The sequence below is a fragment of the Streptomyces sp. ICC4 genome (assembly GCF_003287915.1).
In the GTDB taxonomy this organism is placed as follows: Bacteria; Actinomycetota; Actinomycetes; order Streptomycetales; family Streptomycetaceae; genus Streptomyces; species Streptomyces tritrimontium.
In genome coordinates this window covers 6,815,838-6,834,380 of sequence record NZ_CP030286.1, presented here as the reverse complement: position 1 = coordinate 6,834,380, position 18,543 = coordinate 6,815,838, and the positions used below count along the sequence as shown (strand labels likewise).

At 73.3% G+C, this 18,543-nt stretch carries 13 protein-coding genes; 5 read left to right on the top strand and 8 right to left on the bottom strand.

Annotated features, from left to right (window positions below):
• The first annotated feature begins 40 nt into the window (after nt 1–40).
• Entirely contained in the window at nt 41–1,522 is a 1,482-nt protein-coding gene (locus tag DRB89_RS43880; RefSeq protein ID WP_239516430.1) for a MoxR family ATPase, read from the top strand.
• On the top strand, nt 1,519–5,262 hold the full coding sequence (locus tag DRB89_RS31965) for a pentapeptide repeat-containing protein (RefSeq protein WP_112463517.1): 3,744 nt from the start codon (nt 1,519–1,521) through the stop codon (nt 5,260–5,262). The genes DRB89_RS43880 and DRB89_RS31965 overlap by 4 nt, the downstream gene beginning before the upstream one ends.
• Before the next feature lie 22 nt (nt 5,263–5,284).
• Here the strand turns inward: DRB89_RS31965 and DRB89_RS31960 are convergent, their stop codons facing one another.
• The 5 genes from DRB89_RS31960 to DRB89_RS31940 all read right to left on the bottom strand — a co-directional run bounded on the left by DRB89_RS31960 (nt 5,285) and on the right by DRB89_RS31940 (nt 10,693).
• Entirely contained in the window at nt 5,285–6,058 is a 774-nt protein-coding gene (locus DRB89_RS31960; RefSeq protein WP_112451718.1) for a class I SAM-dependent methyltransferase, read from the bottom strand.
• A gap of 161 nt (nt 6,059–6,219) precedes the next feature.
• Complete coding sequence (locus tag DRB89_RS31955; RefSeq protein ID WP_112453984.1) at nt 6,220–6,984, bottom strand: hypothetical protein; 765 nt, start codon at nt 6,982–6,984, stop codon at nt 6,220–6,222.
• Between the two features lie 65 nt (nt 6,985–7,049).
• Nucleotides 7,050–8,360, bottom strand: coding sequence for a VWA domain-containing protein (locus tag DRB89_RS31950; RefSeq protein ID WP_112451717.1), 1,311 nt, complete (start codon nt 8,358–8,360; stop codon nt 7,050–7,052).
• An 81-nt stretch (nt 8,361–8,441) separates the two neighbouring features.
• Nucleotides 8,442–9,557, bottom strand: a complete 1,116-nt coding sequence (locus tag DRB89_RS31945; protein WP_112453982.1) for a TDT family transporter — start codon at nt 9,555–9,557, stop codon at nt 8,442–8,444.
• Nucleotides 9,558–9,667: 110 nt separating this feature from the next.
• Nucleotides 9,668–10,693, bottom strand: coding sequence for a hypothetical protein (locus tag DRB89_RS31940; RefSeq protein ID WP_112451716.1), 1,026 nt, complete (start codon nt 10,691–10,693; stop codon nt 9,668–9,670).
• 208 nt (nt 10,694–10,901) lie between these two features.
• Here DRB89_RS31940 and DRB89_RS46415 point away from each other — a divergent pair, with 208 nt between their 5' ends.
• Complete coding sequence (locus tag DRB89_RS46415) at nt 10,902–11,315, top strand: hypothetical protein (protein WP_162688809.1); 414 nt, start codon at nt 10,902–10,904, stop codon at nt 11,313–11,315.
• A gap of 386 nt (nt 11,316–11,701) precedes the next feature.
• Here the strand turns inward: DRB89_RS46415 and DRB89_RS31935 are convergent, their stop codons facing one another.
• A complete protein-coding gene (locus DRB89_RS31935) occupies nt 11,702–12,238 on the bottom strand; it encodes a MarR family transcriptional regulator (RefSeq protein ID WP_112451759.1) in 537 nt (178 codons plus the stop codon).
• 123 nt (nt 12,239–12,361) lie between these two features.
• Between DRB89_RS31935 and DRB89_RS31930 the strand changes: the two genes are divergently transcribed.
• Complete coding sequence (locus DRB89_RS31930; RefSeq protein ID WP_204358089.1) at nt 12,362–13,645, top strand: MFS transporter; 1,284 nt, start codon at nt 12,362–12,364, stop codon at nt 13,643–13,645.
• A gap of 60 nt (nt 13,646–13,705) precedes the next feature.
• On the opposite strand, the gene DRB89_RS31925 is transcribed toward DRB89_RS31930, so the two are convergent.
• Together DRB89_RS31925 and DRB89_RS31920 are read right to left on the bottom strand one after the other, a co-directional pair.
• Nucleotides 13,706–15,505 carry an ATP-binding SpoIIE family protein phosphatase gene (locus tag DRB89_RS31925; RefSeq protein WP_112451757.1) on the bottom strand — a complete coding sequence of 600 codons (1,800 nt, stop codon included), beginning with the start codon at nt 15,503–15,505 and terminating at the stop codon, nt 13,706–13,708.
• Between the two features lie 147 nt (nt 15,506–15,652).
• The gene (locus tag DRB89_RS31920; protein ID WP_112451756.1) at nt 15,653–17,047 is read right to left on the bottom strand and encodes an NAD(P)/FAD-dependent oxidoreductase; all 1,395 of its coding nucleotides are present in this window, start codon (nt 17,045–17,047) and stop codon (nt 15,653–15,655) included.
• A 420-nt stretch (nt 17,048–17,467) separates the two neighbouring features.
• On the opposite strand from DRB89_RS31920, the gene DRB89_RS31915 reads away from it, so the two are divergent.
• A complete protein-coding gene (locus DRB89_RS31915) occupies nt 17,468–18,181 on the top strand; it encodes a helix-turn-helix domain-containing protein (protein WP_239516429.1) in 714 nt (237 codons plus the stop codon).
• Nucleotides 18,182–18,543: the final 362 nt, after the last annotated feature.

Genomic DNA, 18,543 nt, shown 5'->3' with positions numbered 1-18,543 from the left:
CCCGACCGTCTGATGGTGGGCCCGGCCGGGCCCTGCGTGTGTGGGGTGGGGCTGCTCAGGCGTCGTCCTCGCGGGGGCGGCGCTCGTCGCGGAGCAGGTCTTCCTCGCGGCGGCGTTCGGTCTCTTCGGGGTCATGGAGGTGGAGCGGGCGCAAGTGGCGCTCACCCCCTTCTACTTCTCTTTAACCCGGGTTTCGGAGCTGGCTCCGGAGCCGACCGCCGAAGCGTTGGGGGCCGTCCTCGCCACGTTAACCCCCCGCCGCCCCGCCCGGTGCCAACCCCGGTTGGGGTCCTTTTCCCCGGCCGGGCCCGACCCCGGCACCGACTCCGAGACCCACAGCGACAGTGGCAGTGACAGCGGCAGTGACACCGAGAGGGAGGCACAGGCAGTGGCGAAGGACTGGTGGCTGTACCACGGGACCGGCGAGGCCGCCGTGCGCCGGGCCAGGCTGGAGGCCGGACCGCCCCCGCCCTGGCGCGATTTCACCGGCGTCCCCGACCCGGGGTACACACCCCCCGGCTGCGAGGGACCGGCGTGGGAGCGCACCTGGCGGCGCGGCGAAGGCTACGCACCCGACGAGCCCGAGAAGGACGTGGTCAACACCGCCCTGCACCTGCGCAGGCCGCTCCTGATCACCGGCAAACCCGGCGTGGGCAAGTCCACGCTCGCCTACAGCATCGCCGCCGACCTCGATCTGGGCCCGGTGCTGCACTGGCCGGTCACCAGCCGCACCGTCCTGCGCGACGGGCTCTACCTCTACGACGCGATCGGCCGGCTCCAGGAGGCCGGGCTGGAACAGCTGCGCACACCCGGCGCGGCCCACGGAGCCACGGCCCACGGAGCCGCGACCGCCCCGGCGGGCACCCCGGCGGGCACCCCGGCGGGCAACCTTCCGGGCGGCCCGACCGCGGCCCCGGACCCCGCCGCCGGCCCGTCCATCGCCCGCTACCTGCGCCTCGGCCCCCTCGGCACGGCCCTCCTGCCCCAGGACCGCCCGCGGGTCCTGCTCGTGGACGAGATCGACAAGAGCGACATCGACCTCCCCGGCGACCTCCTCACCGTCTTCGAGGACGGCGGCTTCGTGATCCCCGAGCTCGCGCGGCTGGCGAAGGAGGACCCGACCGTCGCCATCGGCACCGACGACGACGCGGAGGCCGCCGTGCGGATCGCCGAAGGCCGCGTGCAGTGCCGCTACTTCCCCATCGTCGTCCTCACCAGCAACGGCGAACGCGACTTCCCGCCGGCCTTCCTGCGCCGCTGCGTCCGCCTCCACCTCGAACCGCCCAAGATCGACAAGCTCGCCCGCATCGTGCTCGGCCGGCTCGGCGTCGACATCGAGCACAACACCGAGTACCGCGAACTAGTCCAGAGCTTCCTCGACCGGGCCGAGGACGGCGACCTGGCCACCGACCAGCTCCTCAACGCCATCCAACTGCGCCTGGCCGGCGCCTGGTCCGCCCCCGACGAGCGCGAACGGTTCCTCTCCACCGTCATGCACCACCTCACCGGGCCCTCCGCGTGATCGAGAAGCTCCTCGCCGCCTTCGCCGAAGGCGGCGGGGAAGGGGGCCCGCGCCCCGGGGTCGGAGCGGAGGAGATCGCCGACATCCTGTGGCTGGCCACCCGGGTGGACGCGGCGGTCCGCCCGCCGCCCGCCGGTCCGCCCGCGCCGGAACCGCGGCCGGCCGACACCACCGAACCGGCCCCGCCGGCTCCCGAGTCGGGGGAGGACCGCCGGGCGGACCGGGAAGCCGCCGCCCAGTTCTTCCCCGCGCCCCGGCCCGGCCCCGCCGTGCCCCGCGAACCCGCCGGGCCGGCCGCCGGAGCCGCCCCCGCGGCCGGGACGGCCCGCCGCCTGGGCACCGCGCTGCGCCTGCCGCGGGCCGCCTCCCTCGACGACCCGCTCGCCCTGATGCGCGCCCTGCGCCCGGTGGGCCGCCGCAACATCGGCGGCCCGGGCGAGGAGCTGGACGAACAGCTCACCGTGGAGCGCAGCATCGAGCGGATGGTGCTCACCCCGGTCCTGCGCCCCGCCGAGAGCCGCTGGCTGGACGTGGCCCTGGTCGTGGACGCGCACCATTCGATGCTGCTCTGGTCCGATCTGGTGGAAGAGGTGCGCGGGGTCCTCACTCGCAGCGGCGTCTTCCGCGACGTGCGGACCTGGCGGCTCACGGGCACCGGCTCGGGCGGCACGCCCATGGTCGCGCTCGGCCGGGACACCCCGCCCCGCAATCCCCTGGAGCTCGTCGACCCGGCGGGCCGCCGGCTGATCCTGGTCCTCTCCGACACGGTGGCCGGCGGCTGGCGCGAAGCCCCCCTGCGCGGAGTGCTCCGGCAGTGGTCCGCGCACAACGCCGTGGCCGTGCTGAACGTCCTGCCCGAACGGCTGTGGGCGCGCGGCGCCGTCAGCCCGGTGCCCTTCGCCGTCCGCGCGGACCGGCCCGCGGCCGCCACCCGGTCCTGGCAGCGGGTCCCGGTGGTCCGGCGGGCGCGCGGGGGCGGGGCGGTGGTCCCGGTGGTCGGCCTCGCCTCGGGGAGCCTGGCCCGGCTGATCCGCGTGGTGTCCGGGGACGGGCGCTGGCGGCGCCTGGCCTGCCTGCGGCTGGACGCCGAACCCAAGCACGAGGCGGCGTACGGGCTCCCCGAGCCGCCGGACCCCTTCCCGGACCCCCTGGAGGTGATCGAGCGCTTCCGTGCGAACGCCTCCCCGACGGCCCAGCGGCTCGCCGCCCACCTGGCCGCCGTACCGCTGACGCTGCCCGTGATGACCCTCGTACGGCGGTCCCTGCCGGGAGACTCCGAGCACAGCCACCTCGCGGAGGTGGCCCTGGGCGGCCTGTTCGCCCCGTGGGGCGCCGAACAGGCTTCGGACCAGGCCGAGTTCGAGTTCCTGCCGGGCGTACGGGAAGCCCTGCTCGGCTCGCAGCTGCGCGGGGACGTGGCCGCCGTACGGGAGCTGGTCCGCCGGCGCGTGTGGGAGTACGTGTCCCGCAACCGCGGCACCGGCCGGGACTTCACGGCGATCCGGCTCACGGACGGTGCGCGGGGCCGCCGGGAGGTGGCGCGGGAGGCGATCCCCTTCGCGACGGCCGCCCGCCCGGAACCGGGACCGGCCGGCCGCGTGGTGCGGGTCCGCTTCGAGCCGATGAGCGAGCCGCAGTCGGTCGGCGTCCTGCTGTCCTCCCGCATGGTCCTCGCGGTCGGGGACGGGGCGGGCCGCAACGCCGTGGCCTGGGTCCGGGCCGGCGGCCGCGAGCTGCCCTGCCGTCCGGTCTGGTGGGACGCGGCCGCGCCCACCGTGTTCCTGCTGGTGGCCGACGAGGACCTGGTGGACCCGAGGGCGTGGCCGCCTCCGCGGTGGACCGAGGACGCCGGTGAGGGCGGACGGGTCCGGGTCGACGGCTTCACCGACCAGGGCGAGCCGGTGACGCTGAACGGCGAGGCGCTGCCGTACGAGGGGGAGCGCAACGGGGAGATCGTCCGGCTCACCTCCGAACCACAGCCGTGGACCCACTACGTGGGCGCCCCGGTGGTCGCGCGCGGCGGGCTGGCCGGCGTCGTGCACACCGTCATGCCGGACCGGATGGTGTTCCTGTCGGCGCGGGCGCTGCTCGAACAGCCCGGATTCCGCGTGGCGATGACGACGCACGAGCAGGTCGGGACGGAGGTCTCCGGCATCTGTCTGGCGGTACGGGCGGACGTGGCCATGGGGCCGATCGGCCGGTCGGTGCAGTCGGCGCTGGTCGAACTCCTCATGCAGCCGGGAGGGGAGACCGGCGCGATGGGACTGTCCGCCCCGGCGGAGGAGGACGGGACCCTGTTCGTCACGGTGCCGGACGCGGACGCCCTCGGGAAGGCGGGCCTGCTGATGGCCGCACTGCCGCGGGTCCTGTCCCGGTTGCGCGCCGGCTCCGGCGAGTGGGTGGTCTCGCTGGCGGTGGCCCTGGCCAAGGGCGCCTTCACCGCCGACGCGGCGGGAGTGCGCGGTCCGGCGGCGGACGAGGCCGGGGGACTGGTCCGCCGGCGGGAGGTCTCCGCGCGGCTGAGCAGGGGGGACGGGGCCGGGGCGATCGTCATGGTGACGGGCGAATCGCTGCGCGACGTCGACGGTCTCGGCTCGCTCAGGGTCGAGCCGATGGACCCGGACACCGGCTCGGACACCGGCCCGGAGTCGGAAGTGGACCCGGAGGCGGACCCGGAGGCGGACCCGGGAACGGACCCGGAGCGGTCGGCGGTCCCGGCGCCCGGGGGCGGGCGGGCCACCGGGTGGTTCCACCTGGACGCCCCCGCGGACATGGCCCGGGCCCTGATCGACGCCGGGCTGCGAGTCGATGACCCGGCCGTCGACTGGCAGTGCTGCGGGTACGGGGCCACGGTGGCGGAGCCGATCGGGTGCACCGGCATCCGGATGTGGCCCCGCGCGCGCTGCCTGGCCCATCTGGAGCCGGACGAACAGGCGGCGCGGATCGCGGAGTTCAGGCCGGGCCAGGACGTGGACCTGCGGGGCACCACCTTCGCCGGCGGCCTGCTCGCACGCGTACTGCACGCTCTGCGCGATCCCTCGACGGGCCAGGTCAGGACGGGGGCCGCGGCCTTCGACCGGGCGCGCTTCGTCGACGAATGGAGCACGGCCGGAGCCGAGTTCGACGGGCGCACCTCCTTCGACCGGGCCGTCTTCGACGAGCGGGCGGGATTCGAGACCTCGCGCTTCCGCGGGGCGGCCTCCTTCGGCCGGACCGCGTTCCGCCGGGGCGGTGCCTTCGACGGGACCGTCTTCGACCGGGAAGCACGGTTCGGCTGGGCGGACTTCGGCGGTGGCGCGGGCTTCGTGGACGCGCTCTTCGCACAGGACCTCGACATGGCCCGGGCGGAACTGTGGGGCGAGGCGATGGCGAGCGGGATGAGAGTGCGCGGTGCGGCCGATTTCGCGCACACGGTCTTCCACGCCCCCAACACCTGGGTCCGGACGGCCTTCCTCGGGTCCGCCTCCTTCTCGCACACCTTGTGGGGGAACCCGGCGGCCTTCGACGGGGTCCGCTTCGAGGGCCCGACCTCCTTCGACCGGGCCGTCTTCGGCCGGGCCGCCCGCTTCGAGAACGTGGTCTTCGCGCAGCGCGCGACCTTCGAGGGGGCCGATTTCGTGAACCGGGCGGAGTTCACGGCGGTGTCCTTCGCCGAACCGTCCGCGCTTCCCCCCGCATGGCCGGTCGCGCTGGCCCGCCCGGGGGTCGTCGCCTTCACGCTGGGCACCCTTGCCCGGTGAGCCGGCGGGGTGAGGAACGCCCCTACCCGCGGCGCCGGAGGAGGAAGAAGAGGCTCGGCCCGAAGTCGACGGCGGCCAGCGGGCCCTGGACGCGCTGTTCGACGGCCAGCAGCCGGGCCTCGCCCAGACTCCGCTTCAGCCGGCCGCTGCGCAGGTTGGACACGGACAGCTTGTCCTCGACCCGCAGGCCGGCTGCGGCGAACTGCCCCACCACGGTGCCCGGATGGTGGTTCACGAAGGGGATGCCGCCCTCGGCGGCCCTCTCGGCCGAGCGGATGTCCACGGGGCCGCGCGGGACGCCGCGCAGCCGTTTCGCGTAGCGCAGCCTGTTCAGCGCGTGCGCGGAGTTGGCGACCTCGATCAGGGCGCGGGCGCCGGGCTTCAGCACGCGCGCGATCTCGCGCAGCGTCGGGCCGGGGTCGGGCAGGTGGTGCATGACGCGGACCATGGAGACGAGATCGACGGAGCCGTCGTCCAGCGGGATGCTCCCGGGGCTCATGAGCCGGGCCGTGACACCGGGCCGGTCGGCGAGGAGCCGCTGCGCGATGCCGACGTGCTTGGAGCTCGGGTCGAACATCACGACCTGGTCCGCGTACTCCTTGAGGATCGGGGTCAACCGGCCGAATCCGCCGCCCACTTCGCAGACGAGTCCGTAGCGGCTGCCGTCGTGGCGCGCGACGAGCCGCCTCAGCGCGGCGATTTCCGCGGCGTGCTCGTAGTCCCGCCCGTGCCAGTAGGCGACGTAGTCCTCCGACTCGTCGTCGTACTGGTCGCCCCGCGCTTCGCCGCCGTCCATGCGTTCCCCCCGGGTGTGCGCCCCGGGCGCATCATCCCGGCGGGGCGCGGGGGAGGCAACGGCTCCACCGCGTGGTGCGTGCACCGACCGCGGGCGGGGGCCTCCAGGCCCCGCACCCGCGGCCGGTGCAGGCGGCCGGTACCCGCGGCCGGTGCAGTCGGTCAGGCGCCCGGCGGCACCCGTCCCGGACGGCCGGGGCCCCGGGTCAGCCGGTGGCCGCCGATGCCGGCGAGCGCGGCGAGCAGCCCGCCGGCCGCCGTCCAGAGCCAGCGGTCGGACCACCAGCCGCCGGACCAGCCGTCCTCCGGCTCGATGCCGGACGCCGTACCGGCGCCGGGGACGAGCGGCGACGCGAGCGCGTTGTCGGCCGCGTACGCGCCGCCGACGTCCTTCGCCTCGGCCCGCAGGCGTGCCCGTACCGGCTGGCCGAGGTCCTCCGGCGCGAGGTCGGTGACCGTGAGGCGGATGTAGTAGGCGCCCTGCAGCGGGTCGTCGGCCCACTGGTCCGCGCCCGAGCGAACCGGTCGCAGGGTGCACGACAGGTCGATCGTGGCGGCTTCCTTGGCGGCCGTACCGGTCTGCGTGCCGTACATGCACGGCTGGCGGCGGCGCAGGCCGTCGTAGACGTCGAGCTGCCACGTCGAGGAGGCGTGCCGGCCGGTGGCGGCGGGCAGGGTGACCGACGCCCGGACCGTGGCGCGCTGCCCCGAGTCCAGCGGGAGCACCCAGTAGAGGTAGTCGCCGGTGGAGGCGTCGGCCGTGGCCTCCTGGCCCAGCCGGACCGGTGTGGCCGTACGGAAGGCCGTACCGGCCTCGGTGGGCGCCTGGGGCCCGCCGCTGGGGCTCGGCGACGGCGAGGCCGCCACCCCGAGCAGGCCGCCGCCCACGAGCAGCGCGGCGGTCAGCGCCCGCCGCACGCCCCGCACGCCCCGTGCGTTGCGCGCGCTGCGTGCGCTGCGTGCGTGTCCCACGGTACTTCTCACGGCACTCATCAGTTGGTCCTCCAGACCGCGATACGCCAGCGGGAGACCCAGCCCCACACCAGTCCGGCCAGGAAGCCGGTGAGCACCAGTACGCCGATCAGCCACCAGCCGCGCCCGAGGCCGAAGGCGGCCACGTCGGTCGCGTCGTCCGGCCCGTCCACCACGTCGATGGTCAGCTCGAGGGGCATGCCCGGGGTGGTCTTGACGGAGGCCGGCGCCGAGAAGGAGTTGCTGACCTGGAGACACACGGTCTCCGTGCCCTTCGCGTCCGTCGTGCCCTTGGTGTCCGTCGTGCCCTTCGCGTCCTCGTCGTCCTCGCCGTCCGAGGCGCTCTTGGGATAGCGCAGACCGGAGGAGATCAGGTCGGTGCGCCCGTCCCCGGCCTCCTCGCCGCGTACGATCTCCCGCCCGCTCAGCGTCGTGGCGCGCAGCAGGATCCCGTAGTCGTTGTTGACCGCGCGGTCGGCGCCGATGCTCACCGAAGCCCGCAGCTCCTGACCGGGCTTGACGTCGACCCGGTACCAGCGGTGCTGGCCGAAGCCCTCGCGGTCGCTGTAGAGGCCGGGCTTCAGCGCCGGAGCCCCCTCGCACTGCTTGGCGCCCTCGGTGGCCACCGGGTTGACCACCGGAGTGGCCGCCCGGTCCACCAACTGGCGGACCCTGCCCGACAGCTCGGCGGTGTGCTGCACCGAGGTGTACGTACCGCCCGTGGCCTCCGCGATGCAGATCAGCTGGCTGCGGGTCTTGGCGTCGGGGACGAGCCCGAGGGTGTCGATGACCAGGTGGATCCCCTTGGCCGCGATCTCCCGGGCCACTTCGCAGGGGTCGAGCGGGGCGCAGGTGTCCTCGCCGTCGGTGATGAGCACGATCCGCCGGGTGGCGTCGCCGCCCTTGAGGTCCTCCGCGGCCCCGAGCAGGGCCGGCCCGATCGGCGTCCACCCGGTGGGGGCGAGCGTGGCGACCGCGGCCTTGGCCTCGGTCCGGTTCAGCGGCCCGACCGGGTAGAGCTGCCGGGTGTCCTTGCAGCCCTGGTTCTTGTCGTCGCCGGGATAGTTGGCGCCGAGCGTGCGTATGCCGAGCTGTACTTCGTCGGGAACGGCGTCCAGTACCTCGTTGAACGCCTGTTTCGCGGCGGACATCCGGGACTGCCCGTCGATGTCCTGGGCACGCATCGAGCCGCTGACGTCCAGCACCAACTCGACCTTGGGGGCTTCCTTCGCCACCGGTTCACCGGCGGCGGCACCTGCCGGGAACAACCCGGCAGCCAGGGTGACAAGCAGACCGCACGCACCGGCCGCCACCCATCTTCTAGTGATCATCGCCGGATCGTATTGAGATTCCCCCCGCCCGCCAAACCCGGGCGGCCGCCTTCGAGCGTCTCCCGTCGGCACCCCCCGCCGCTACGAGGCCGGGGCGAGGGTGCCGGCGAACAGTCCGCGCAGCGTATGGGCCCCGGCGACCAGCCAGGCCAGCACGAGGAACACGTACAGCCCGCCGGCGATCCAGGCGCAGGCGGTCACGCCGGTGTGCCGCGCCAGCCCCTCCGCGCCGGTGACGCAGGTGCCGACGGGGAAGGTCAGGGCCCACCACGTCATCGAGAAGCCCATGCCCTGGCGCCTGGCCCGCCGGACCACCGCGCAGGACAGGGCGAACCACAGCAGCGCGAACCCCATCGTGGGCACCCCGTAGAGCACCGCGAGCATCCGGAAGCCCTCGGCGTACGGGGCCCGGAGCACACCCGGCGCGACATCGGCGAAGTTGTTCACCGCCGTCGTGGACTGCCCCAGCGGGCCGAGCACCAGGAAGAGCGTCGGAGTCAGGGCGAGCGGCAGCCGCGGGCCCGCCAGCAGCCGCGCGAAGACGATGGGGAGCAGGAACACGGTCGCCAGCAGGCTCAGGCCGAACATGGCGTAGCAGCCGAGCAGGAGCGCCTGCTGCCACTGGCCGGCCGGCAGGTGCGGGACCAGCAGCGGCCCCAGCGCGGCGGCGACCATCGGCGCGACCACGGGCAGGATCCATACGGGTGAGGCGCTGCCCGGCTTCAGCTCGTGCCGCGTCGCCATCAGACAGGGGATGGCGGCGGCGACGAGCAGCCCGACCGCGGTCCCGGCCGTGAACAGCACCGCGTCCACGGCGACGGCCGCGCCCACGCCGATCCAGTCCTTGCCGACCAGCATCGTGCCGCCGCCCACCGCCAGGAGGGCCATCGAGAGGCAGCCGTAGAACGGGGCCATCGCCGGGTCGAGCAGATGGGCGCGGGCCTGGTCGCCGTGGCGGGCCCAATGGGCCGCCCGGGTGACGAGCAGGACCGCCAGCAGCACCGCGGACAGCGCCCAGACCAGGGTGCAGGCCGTGCGCAGGCCGGGGATGTGCCAGGGCAGGGCGGCGCCGGCATTGGCCACGATGGCGGTGCCCATCACGCTCGCGTACCAGTTGGGGCCGAGATTCCGCACGCGGGAGCCCCGGGAGCCGGCCTCGGGGCGGATCGCGGAGCCCGTCGGGGCCGGTGTGGTCATGGGTCCACGGTGACCCGCCGCGGCCGCCCCGACCATTCGGCGTTCCCCGTCCCGCGTTCCCCGTCCCGCGTTCCGCGTCCCTCGCTCCGCCGCCAGGACGGCCGTAGGACCTACCGCGCCGTGGTGAGTCCGGCGCGTTCGGCGAGGGCGCCGCCCTGGAACCGGCTCTCGGCGCCGAGCTCCTCCATCAGTTCGGCGATGTGGCGGCGACAGGTGCGCAGGGACATGCCCATCCGCCGGGCGATCACCTCGTCCTTGGCCCCCTCGGCCAGCAGCCCGACCAGCGCCCGGCGCAGGCTCGGGCCGACCTCCTTGTAGGCGGCCTCGCTGCCGCCGTGGAACGGGGTCGCGCCGGACCAGTGCTGGTCGAACACCCGGCACAGGTACGCCACCACGTCCGGGTCCCGGACCAGTACGGCCCCCTCGCCCGGGCCGCCGTCGGCGCGGCGCGGCAGGAAGGCCACCGAGCGGTCGAACACCACCGCCCGGTCCGGCAGTTCGGCGGCGGTCCGGTACTCGGCGCCGGCCTCCGTGAGGGTCTCCACGTACCCCTGGGTGGAGAGGCTGGGCCGCGCCGAGTGCTGGTAGAGGGTGCGCATCCGCACCCCGCGGGCGAGCATCGCGAGGTCCCGGTCGATGGCGTCCCCGAGGCGGTGCGGGGCCCGGCCGCCGCCGGGCTGGATGCTGAACACCTCCTCCCGGCAGCGGGCCGACTCCTCGGTGAGCATCGCCGAAGCGGCCGCGAGGTCCGCCAGCACGTCCACGCCCTGGCGGTGGTCGCGTGCGCGCCGGGCGGCGCGGTAGTGCGGCATCAGGGAGCGCAGGTCCTCGCGTACGGACTGGGCGTGCGCGGCGGCCTGCGCGACCCGGGCCTCCAGCGGGCCGACCGCCTCCGCCGCGGCGGCGTCCGGGCTGACCGGGATCAGCTCCCCGGGACTGCCGGGCGCCGGGCGCAGCAGCCGCAGCACCAGCAGGGTGCGGCAGGCCCCCTCGACCTCGTCCGGGGTCATGCCGAGGGCCCCGGGCGCCTCGTGCGGCGGCCTCTTGAGGCTGCCCTGCGACAACGCGTACGCGAAGACGGCGACGGCCCGGTCGTCGAGCCGCGGCAGCTCGATGGAATTTGTCTCTGTGGTCACGATTTCCCCCGCAATGCGGCCCTGCTACTTCCGTGTCATGCAGGGTATTGCCAGCTCACAGGGGTGGACCAAGCGGGCACGCCGGTATGAACTTTGAGCATCCGGCCGGGTCACACCCCATCAGGTCGATATGCCGACATACGGCGCGAACCGCCCGACGAGGGTGGTCGCCGCCCGATCCACCACCTCCCCATCCAGGAGCCGCACCATGTCCCGAACCCTCAGCTGTCTGCTCCTCCTCACGGTCCTGCTGGCCGGCGGTTCCCCCGCCGCCCTGCGGGAAGCGGGGCCGGGGGCGGCCGAGGTGCGGCCCGCCTGGGCCCCGCCCACCCTTGCCGGCAGCCCCCTCCGCGCGGTCGACCCCGCCCGGGCCCGCGCGGAAGGCCGCTCGCCGATCATCGACCCGGGCCCGCGGGCGGCCATACTGACCGCCGCCCTCGGGCTGGTCATCGCCGCGGCCGCGGCCCTCGGCAAGCTCGCGCTGCTCGCACCCCTGATCGCGCTCCAGGGCCTCACCGCGGCCGGCTGGTTCCGGCTGAACGGCAGAACCGCGACCTCACAGGTCTTTTTCAAAGGAACCTCATCCACCGAAATGGACGGGGTATCAACTTTTTGGCGTTGATTTTTGGCACGCTGTTGAGTTCTCAAGGAACGGACGCTTCCTTTGTACTCACCCTCTCGGGCTTTCCTCCGGGCGCTTCCTTCGTTCTTGTGTTTCCGACTCTATCAGACTCTTTCGGGCCTGACCCCCAGTCAGCGGGGTTTGTCTTTCGGGCTGTTGTGCCCTTCCGACTCCCAGAACTCTAGTGGATTTCCCAGGCGATTCATAATCGGCCTTCGGAAATGAATTCGGGCATGCCGAATACGTTCCCGGTGGGAGATCGTGCTGAGTTGGGTGCCGCAACGAGGCGGCGGGATTCGTTATACCCGAAACCTTTCGGCTCAGGGACAACTCGAAGAACCTTACGGATCCGCGGGCCTGGTGTCAACCCCGGACTCGGGGACGCGTCAGCTGGGGGACTGGAGGTCCTCCACGCGGTCCAGGAGGCGGGTGAGCATGTCGCCCAGCACTCCCCGTTCCGCGGTGGAGAGGTCCTGGAGGAGGTCCTCCTCGAAGACCGTGGCCGCGCGCATCGCGTCCAGCCACTTGCTGCGGCCCTCCGCGGTGAGCTCGACGATCACGCGGACGCGGTTGTTCTCGTCCCGCTCGCGCGTGACCAGCCCTTCCGCCGTCATCCGGTCGATCCGGTGGGTCATCGCCGCCGGCGTGAGGCCCAACTGCTTCGCGAGCTCGCTCGGGCCCATCCGGTACGGGTCTCCGGAGATGACGAGGGCCTTGAGGACCTCCCACTCCGCGTTGCTGATGCCCAGGGCCGCGGTCTGGCGGCCGTACGCCACGTTCATCCGGCGGTTCAGGCGGCTCAGGGCCGAGACGACCTTCTCGACCTGGGGGTCGAGGTCCTGGAACTCGCGCTGATAGACGGCGATCTGTTCGTCGAGGCTCGGCTCGTGGACGGGCGCAGTGCCGTCGGGGGTGTCACCCATGGTTCGAAGTATCGCACGGGAGCGTTGGCGTCTAACTCCTTCGATGTGTAGAGTTAAGGATCGAACTTTAGGGATGAAGTCTTCAAGCTTCAGCAATCAAGGTGGTGAGAAGTGACCAAGGTGATGGGCGCTGCGATGCGGCGGATCCAGGCCGGGAACGCGTTGACCGCGTTCGGCATCGGCTTCACGGTTCCGTTCCTCTATGTCTACGCGGCGAAAGTGCGAGAGCTGGACCCCGTGTGGGCGACCGGCGCGTTCATGGCGTTCGCCCTCGGTGCGCTTCTCGCGCTGCCCTTCACCGGGCGGGTGATCGACCGGCGCGGTCCGGTCCCCGTCGTCATCGGTGCGGCCTTCCTCGCCTCCGCCGGCGCGCTGTCGCTCGGGCTGTCCACGGGCGTGGTCGCGATCCTGCTCTCCGCACTCGCGCTGGGTGCCGGTCAGGCCGTCATGCAGCCCGCGCTGGCCACAATGATCGTGCGGTGCTCCACGCCGTCCACCCGGACCCGTGCCTTCGCGCTCCAGTTCTTCATGCAGAACCTGGGGCTGGGCATCGGCGGGCTCATCGGCGGCCTGATCGTCGACGAGAGCCGTCCCGGCAGCTTCACCCTGCTCTTCGGCATCGAGGCCGTGATGTTCCTGGTCCTGGCCGGGGTCATCGCCACCGTGCGGATGCCGCAGGTGCCGGCCATCAGCAACGCCCTTGCCAAGCAGGCCGCGCAGTCGGGCGGCGGCTGGAAGCGGCTGATGGAGCACAAGGCCATGGTGCAGTTCTGCGTCCTCGGCTTCGTCCTGTTCTTCGCCTGTTACGGACAGTTCGAGTCGGGGCTGGCCGCCTTCGGTACGGAGGCCGCCGGGATCTCCCCGTCCACGCTCGGGTTCGCGCTGGCCGCCAACACGGGTGCGATCGTCCTCGCGCAGTTCGTCGTGCTGCGGCTGGTGGAGAACCGTCGCCGCTCCCGGGTGATCGCGCTCGTCGGTCTGATCTGGACCGGCGCCTGGATCATCGCCGGCTTCTCCGGGCTGGGACACGGCAGCGCCGTCATGGCCGCCGCCGCGTTCGTGATCACGTACGGGCTCTTCGGCATCGGCGAGGCCATGCTGTCGCCGACGCTGGCGCCGCTGGTGGCCGATCTGGCTCCGGAGGGCTCCGTGGGCCAGTACAACTCGGCCTTCGCGCTGGTCAAGCAGATGGCGCTGGCGCTCGGGCCGCTGGGTGTGCCGCTGGGTGCGGGCGTGCCGATGCTCTACATCGGGATCTTCGTCCTGGTCTCGCTGGGCATCGTCGGGCTGGCGCTGCGCCTCGGCAAGCAGCTGACGCCGGTGCAGGACAACCCGTCGCTGGCGCCGAGCCTGGTCGTGGCGGGGTCGGCGGAGCCGGCGAAGGCCGCCGCGCCCGTGCCCGCGTAGGCGGACTGAACAGGAGAAGGCCCCGGTCCGGTGGACCGGGGCCTTCTTCGTGTCCGGACGCTACTTGTCCCTGTCCCTCTCCCTGTCCCTGTCCTTGTCGGGGAGGGCGAACTCGCACCAGACGGCCTTGCCGCCGCCCGGGGTGCGGCGCGAGCCCCACGCCGAGGCGATGGTGGCGACGATGGAGATGCCGCGGCCGGTCTCGTCGGCCGGTTCCGCGCGGCGGCGGCGCGGGAGGTGGTCGTCCCCGTCGGTGACCTCGATGATCAGCCGGCGGTCGGTGCGGCGCAGGCGCAGGCGCATGGGCGGGGTGCCGTGCTGGAGGGAGTTCGCCACGAGCTCGCTGGCGGCCAGGACGCCGAGGTCGCAGAGCTCGACGGGGAAGCGCCAGGAGGCGAGGACGCCCTGGGCGAAGGCGCGGGCGCGCGGGGCGGCCTCGACGCCGCCGAGGAGTTCCAGGGCTGCGTTGTGGAAGAGCTCGGCATCGGCTCCGGTGCGGGCGGGCTGCTGGAGGACCATCACGGCGACGTCGTCGTCGTGGTCGGCGTCCACTCCGAGGGCGCGCATCAGGCGGTCGCAGATGACGGCGGGGGTGCCCTGTGCGCCGGAGAGGGCGCGCTCCAGGGCGGCGACGCCTTCGTCGATGTCCTCGCCGCGGCGTTCGACCAGGCCGTCCGTATAGAGGACGGCGGTGGAGCCGGGGCCGAGCGCGATGGTGCCGGAGGTGTGGAGCCAGCCGCCGGTGCCCAGCGGCGGGCCGGTGGGGTCGGCGGCGCGGCGGACGGTGCCGTCCTCGTCGCGGACGAGGATCGGGAGGTGGCCGGCGGAGGCGTAGGCGAGGAGGCCTTCGTTGGGGTCGTGGACGGCGTAGACGCAGGTGGCGATCTGGCTGGCGTCGATCTCGGCGGCCAGTCCGTCGAGGAGCTGCAGGACCTCGTGGGGCGGGAGGTCCAGGCGGGCGTACGCGCGGACCGCCGTGCGGAGCTGGCCCATGACGGCGGCGGCGCGGACCCCGCGGCCCATGACGTCGCCGATGACGAGGGCGGTGCGGCCGGCGCCGAGGGTGATGACGTCGTACCAGTCGCCGCCGACGGCCGCCTCGGTGCCGCCGGGCTGGTACGTCGCGGCGACGCGCAGGTCGTCGGGCTGTTCCAGCTCCTGCGGGAGGAGGGAGCGCTGGAGGGTGACGGCGGCCTCGCGCTGGCGGCGCTCGCTCGCCCGCAGGCGCTCGGCGGCCTCGGCGTGGTCGGTGACGTCGGCGAGGTGGATCAGGATGCCGGTGTGGTGGGCGCCGTCCGGCTCGCCGTCGGCGGCGGCCTTGGGGAAGTCCACCGGGGTGCACGTGACGGTGTACGAGCTGCCGCCGCCGGGCGCCGTGCGGTTCTTGGCGGTACGGGGCTTCCCGCTGCGCTGGACCTGCTCCAGGAGCGGGAGCAGGCCGAGGTCGCCGATCTCGGGGAGGGCCAGGTGGGCGGGGGCGCCGGGGGTGCGGGCGCCGAAGCCGGCGGTGTAGGCGTCGTTGACGTAGGCGACCCGGTGCTCGGGGCCGTGCACGAGGGCGATGAGGGCCGGGAGGCGGTCGAGGACGTCCCGTACGGAGAGCTCGTCGGGGGAGGGCACGGGTGCGGCGGAGCTTCCCGTACCGGCGGTGGCGGGCGCGGCCGCGGTGGCCGAGCCGGTGCCGCGGACGGTGGGGTCGGCGGGGCCGCCGTCGACCGCGGCGGCCGCGTGGCCGGCGGCGCCGCGGGCGGCCGGGACCGCGCCCTCGCCCCGTTTGGCCTGGGCGGCGGCGTGTTCGGAGCGGGCGGCGGCGCGACGCTGCGTTCCGGGGAACCGGGCGCTCCAGCGCGTGAAGTTCACTGCGTTCAAGCCTCGTGGTGTCGCTCGTGGTCGCTGTGTCACTCGGTGGCACTCGGGTGGCACTCGGATGTCACGCTGATGTCACTCAGTGCAGGTGTGAGCCCACCTATGGTCACACGTCCGGTGGGGCCGACGGCACTGACGACGTCAGCCTTCGGTCTTCTTCGGGGGGTCCTTGGGGCCTCCGCCCGCGGCGAGTTCGAATTCTGCTCTGGGGTGTTCGAGGGATCCCAGGGAGACGATCTCACGCTTGAAGAGTCCGGAGAGGGTCCATTCGGCGAGTACGCGCGTCTTGCGGTTGAGGGTGGGGACGCGGCTGAGGTGGTAGGCGCGGTGCATCAGCCAGGCCGGGTAGCCCTTGAGCTTGCGGCCGTAGACGTGGGCGACGCCCTTGTGGAGGCCGAGCGAGGCCACGGATCCGGCGTACTTGTGGGCGTACTCGGTGAGGAGTCCGCCGCGCAGGGACGAGACGAGGTTGTCGGCGAGGACCTTGGCCTGGCGCAGGGCGTGCTGGGCGTTGGGCGCGCAGGCGGTGCCCTTCTCCGGTGCCGTGATGTCGGGGACGGAGGCGGCGTCGCCGGCCGCCCAGGCGTGTTCGACGCCTTCGACGGTGAGGAACGAGGTGCAGGCGAGGCGGCCGCGGTCGGTCTTGGGCAGGTCGCTGGCGGCGAGGATCGGGTGCGGTTTGACGCCGGCGGTCCAGACGACGGTGCGGGTGGGGAAGCGGGCGCCGTCGCTGAGGACGGCGACGCGGTTCTCGCAGGATTCGAGGCGGGTCTCGAGGCGCAGGTCGATGCCGCGGCGGCGCAGTTCACGGATCGTGTAGGTGCCCATTTCGGGGCCGACCTCGGGGAGGATCCGGTCGCTGGCCTCGACCAGCACCCATTTCATGTCCTCGGGTTTGACGTTGTGGTAGTAGCGGGCGGCGTAGCGCGCCATGTCCTCGAGCTCGCCGAGCGCTTCGACGCCGGCGTAGCCGCCGCCGACGAAGACGAAGGTCAGGGCGGCGTCGCGGATGGCGGGGTCGCGGGTGGAGGAGGCGATGTCCATCTGCTCGATGACGTGGTTGCGCAGGCCGATGGCCTCTTCCACGGTCTTGAATCCGATGGCGTATTCCGCGAGTCCCGGAATGGGGAGGGTGCGGGAGACGGATCCGGGGGCGAGGACGAGTTCGTCGTACTCGATCACCACGGGGCCGCCGCCCTCCTCCTCGGTGGCGAGGGTGGTGACGGTCGCGGTCCGGGCGGAGTGGTCGATGCTCCGGGCCTCGCCGATGAGGATGCGGCATTTGGGGAGGACGCGGCGCAGCGGGACCACCACGTGGCGCGGTGAGATGGAGCCCGCGGCCGCTTCGGGGAGGAAGGGCTGGTACGTCATGTAGGGCTCGGGGGTGACCACCGTGACCTCGGCCTCGTCGGTTCTCAGCTTTCGCTGGAGCCGGAGTGCCGTGTACATGCCTACGTAGCCGCCGCCGATGATGAGGATCCGCGTACGGGGCGGGGTACCGGGGGCCGTGCCCCGGGAGTTAGCAGCCTTCACCATCCCATGACGCAACGTGGCCGGGAGTTTGTCCACAGGCCCGACAAATTGTGTGACCGACGGGGAAGGCGGGACGGGGCTGTCGGGGGGTGCCGATGGAGGAGAAGGTGTGCAGGTCAGGCCGTGCGGAACGGGTGATTCCGGGGGCTTGGAACGGAAAAGTGGGGGTGAATGCTCCGATCGGGCGGCGGTCCGTCCGGGGCTGCCTCTTCTGAATTGACTCTGGCTCAACTATGTTCGTATCTCGTCGAGGAGTAGGACCAGGGCCCTCATGACCGTGGCCCCCCTCGATGCGAAGGCGGGGAGTGTCTCCGGGGGGAGACATAAGATTACCGGGGGATACACATGCACATTTCCGATTTCCATGCTTCTGCCACGGCACTGTCGACAGCCACGGCTTCGACCGAAAACAATGGCCGCCTGATGGCCGGCGGCCCCACCACGCACGGCGTGGGCCGCTCCACGCCGCTGCGCGTCGACGCTCAGCGCAACCTCGAACACGTACTGCGCGCGGCCCGCGAGGTCTTCGGCGAGCTGGGCTACGGGGCTCCGATGGAGGACGTCGCGCGCCGTGCGCGGGTCGGCGTCGGCACCGTGTACCGGCGGTTCCCGAGCAAGGACGTCCTGGTCCGGCGCATAGCCGAGGAGGAGACCTCCCGGCTGACCGAGCAGGCGCGCACCGCGCTCGGCCAGGAGGAGGAGCCGTGGCAGGCGCTGTCGCGCTTCCTGCGCACCTCCGTGGCCTCCGGCGCCGGGCGGCTGCTGCCGCCGCAGGTGCTGCGGGTCGGCGGGCCGGACGAGGACGGGGCGCAGGACGGGGACGCGCGCGTCCCGCACCAGCGTCAGGCCGCCGTCACCGGCGGGGTGCCCGATCTGCGGGTCGTGGGGGGTTCTCGGACCTCCCTGGAGGACGAACCCTCGGACGACGCGGGCGCGGGTGCGCTGCTGGAGGTCGTCGGCCGTCTGGTGGACCGGGCCCGGGAGGCCGGCGAGCTGCGCGCCGACGTCACGGTGGCCGATGTGCTGCTCGTGATAGCCACGGCGGCGCCCGCGCTGCCGGACGCGGCGCAGCAGGCGGCGGCCTCGGCCCGGCTGCTCGACATCCTGCTCGAGGGGCTGCGCTCCCGGACCGTCTGACAGGTGGGGCGGGGCACCGCGCTGCTGGTCGGGCTTCGCACTGGGTGGTCGGCTTCGCACTGGGTGGTCGTCGCCGAGCGGTGGTTGCCGCCGAGCGGTGGTCGGCTTCGCAGTGGAGGGCGGCTTCGCACTGCGTGGTCGCCGCCGCGCGGTGGTCGGCTTCGCACCGGGGGCGGCTCCGCACTGGTGGTCGCGTCAACCGGGTCCGTCGAACGGCCGCTCGCTCGAACGGGTGAGGTGACGTACGGCGATTCGCCGCACCTTGCCCGGACGAGTGGATGGCGTGGAGACGGGTCCGGTGCGCGGCCGCCATGTGACACGCTGGATCGGTGGACCGGTTGAGTGTGTCGTGCGGGGGCTTC

Bases quoted from the DNA above. Each gene is read 5' to 3' on its own strand.
- DRB89_RS31935 (WP_112451759.1), bottom strand. From the start codon at position 12,238: ATGGGTGACACCCCCGACGGCACTGCGCCCGTCCACGAGCCGAGCCTC.
- DRB89_RS31930 (WP_204358089.1), top strand. From the start codon at position 12,362: ATGGGCGCTGCGATGCGGCGGATCCAGGCCGGGAACGCGTTGACCGCG.
- DRB89_RS31920 (WP_112451756.1), bottom strand. From the start codon at position 17,047: ATGGTGAAGGCTGCTAACTCCCGGGGCACGGCCCCCGGTACCCCGCCC.
- DRB89_RS31960 (WP_112451718.1), bottom strand. From the start codon at position 6,058: ATGGACGGCGGCGAAGCGCGGGGCGACCAGTACGACGACGAGTCGGAG.
- DRB89_RS46415 (WP_162688809.1), top strand. From the start codon at position 10,902: ATGTCCCGAACCCTCAGCTGTCTGCTCCTCCTCACGGTCCTGCTGGCC.
- DRB89_RS31950 (WP_112451717.1), bottom strand. From the start codon at position 8,360: ATGATCACTAGAAGATGGGTGGCGGCCGGTGCGTGCGGTCTGCTTGTC.
- DRB89_RS31915 (WP_239516429.1), top strand. From the start codon at position 17,468: ATGGCCGGCGGCCCCACCACGCACGGCGTGGGCCGCTCCACGCCGCTG.
- DRB89_RS31945 (WP_112453982.1), bottom strand. From the start codon at position 9,557: ATGACCACACCGGCCCCGACGGGCTCCGCGATCCGCCCCGAGGCCGGC.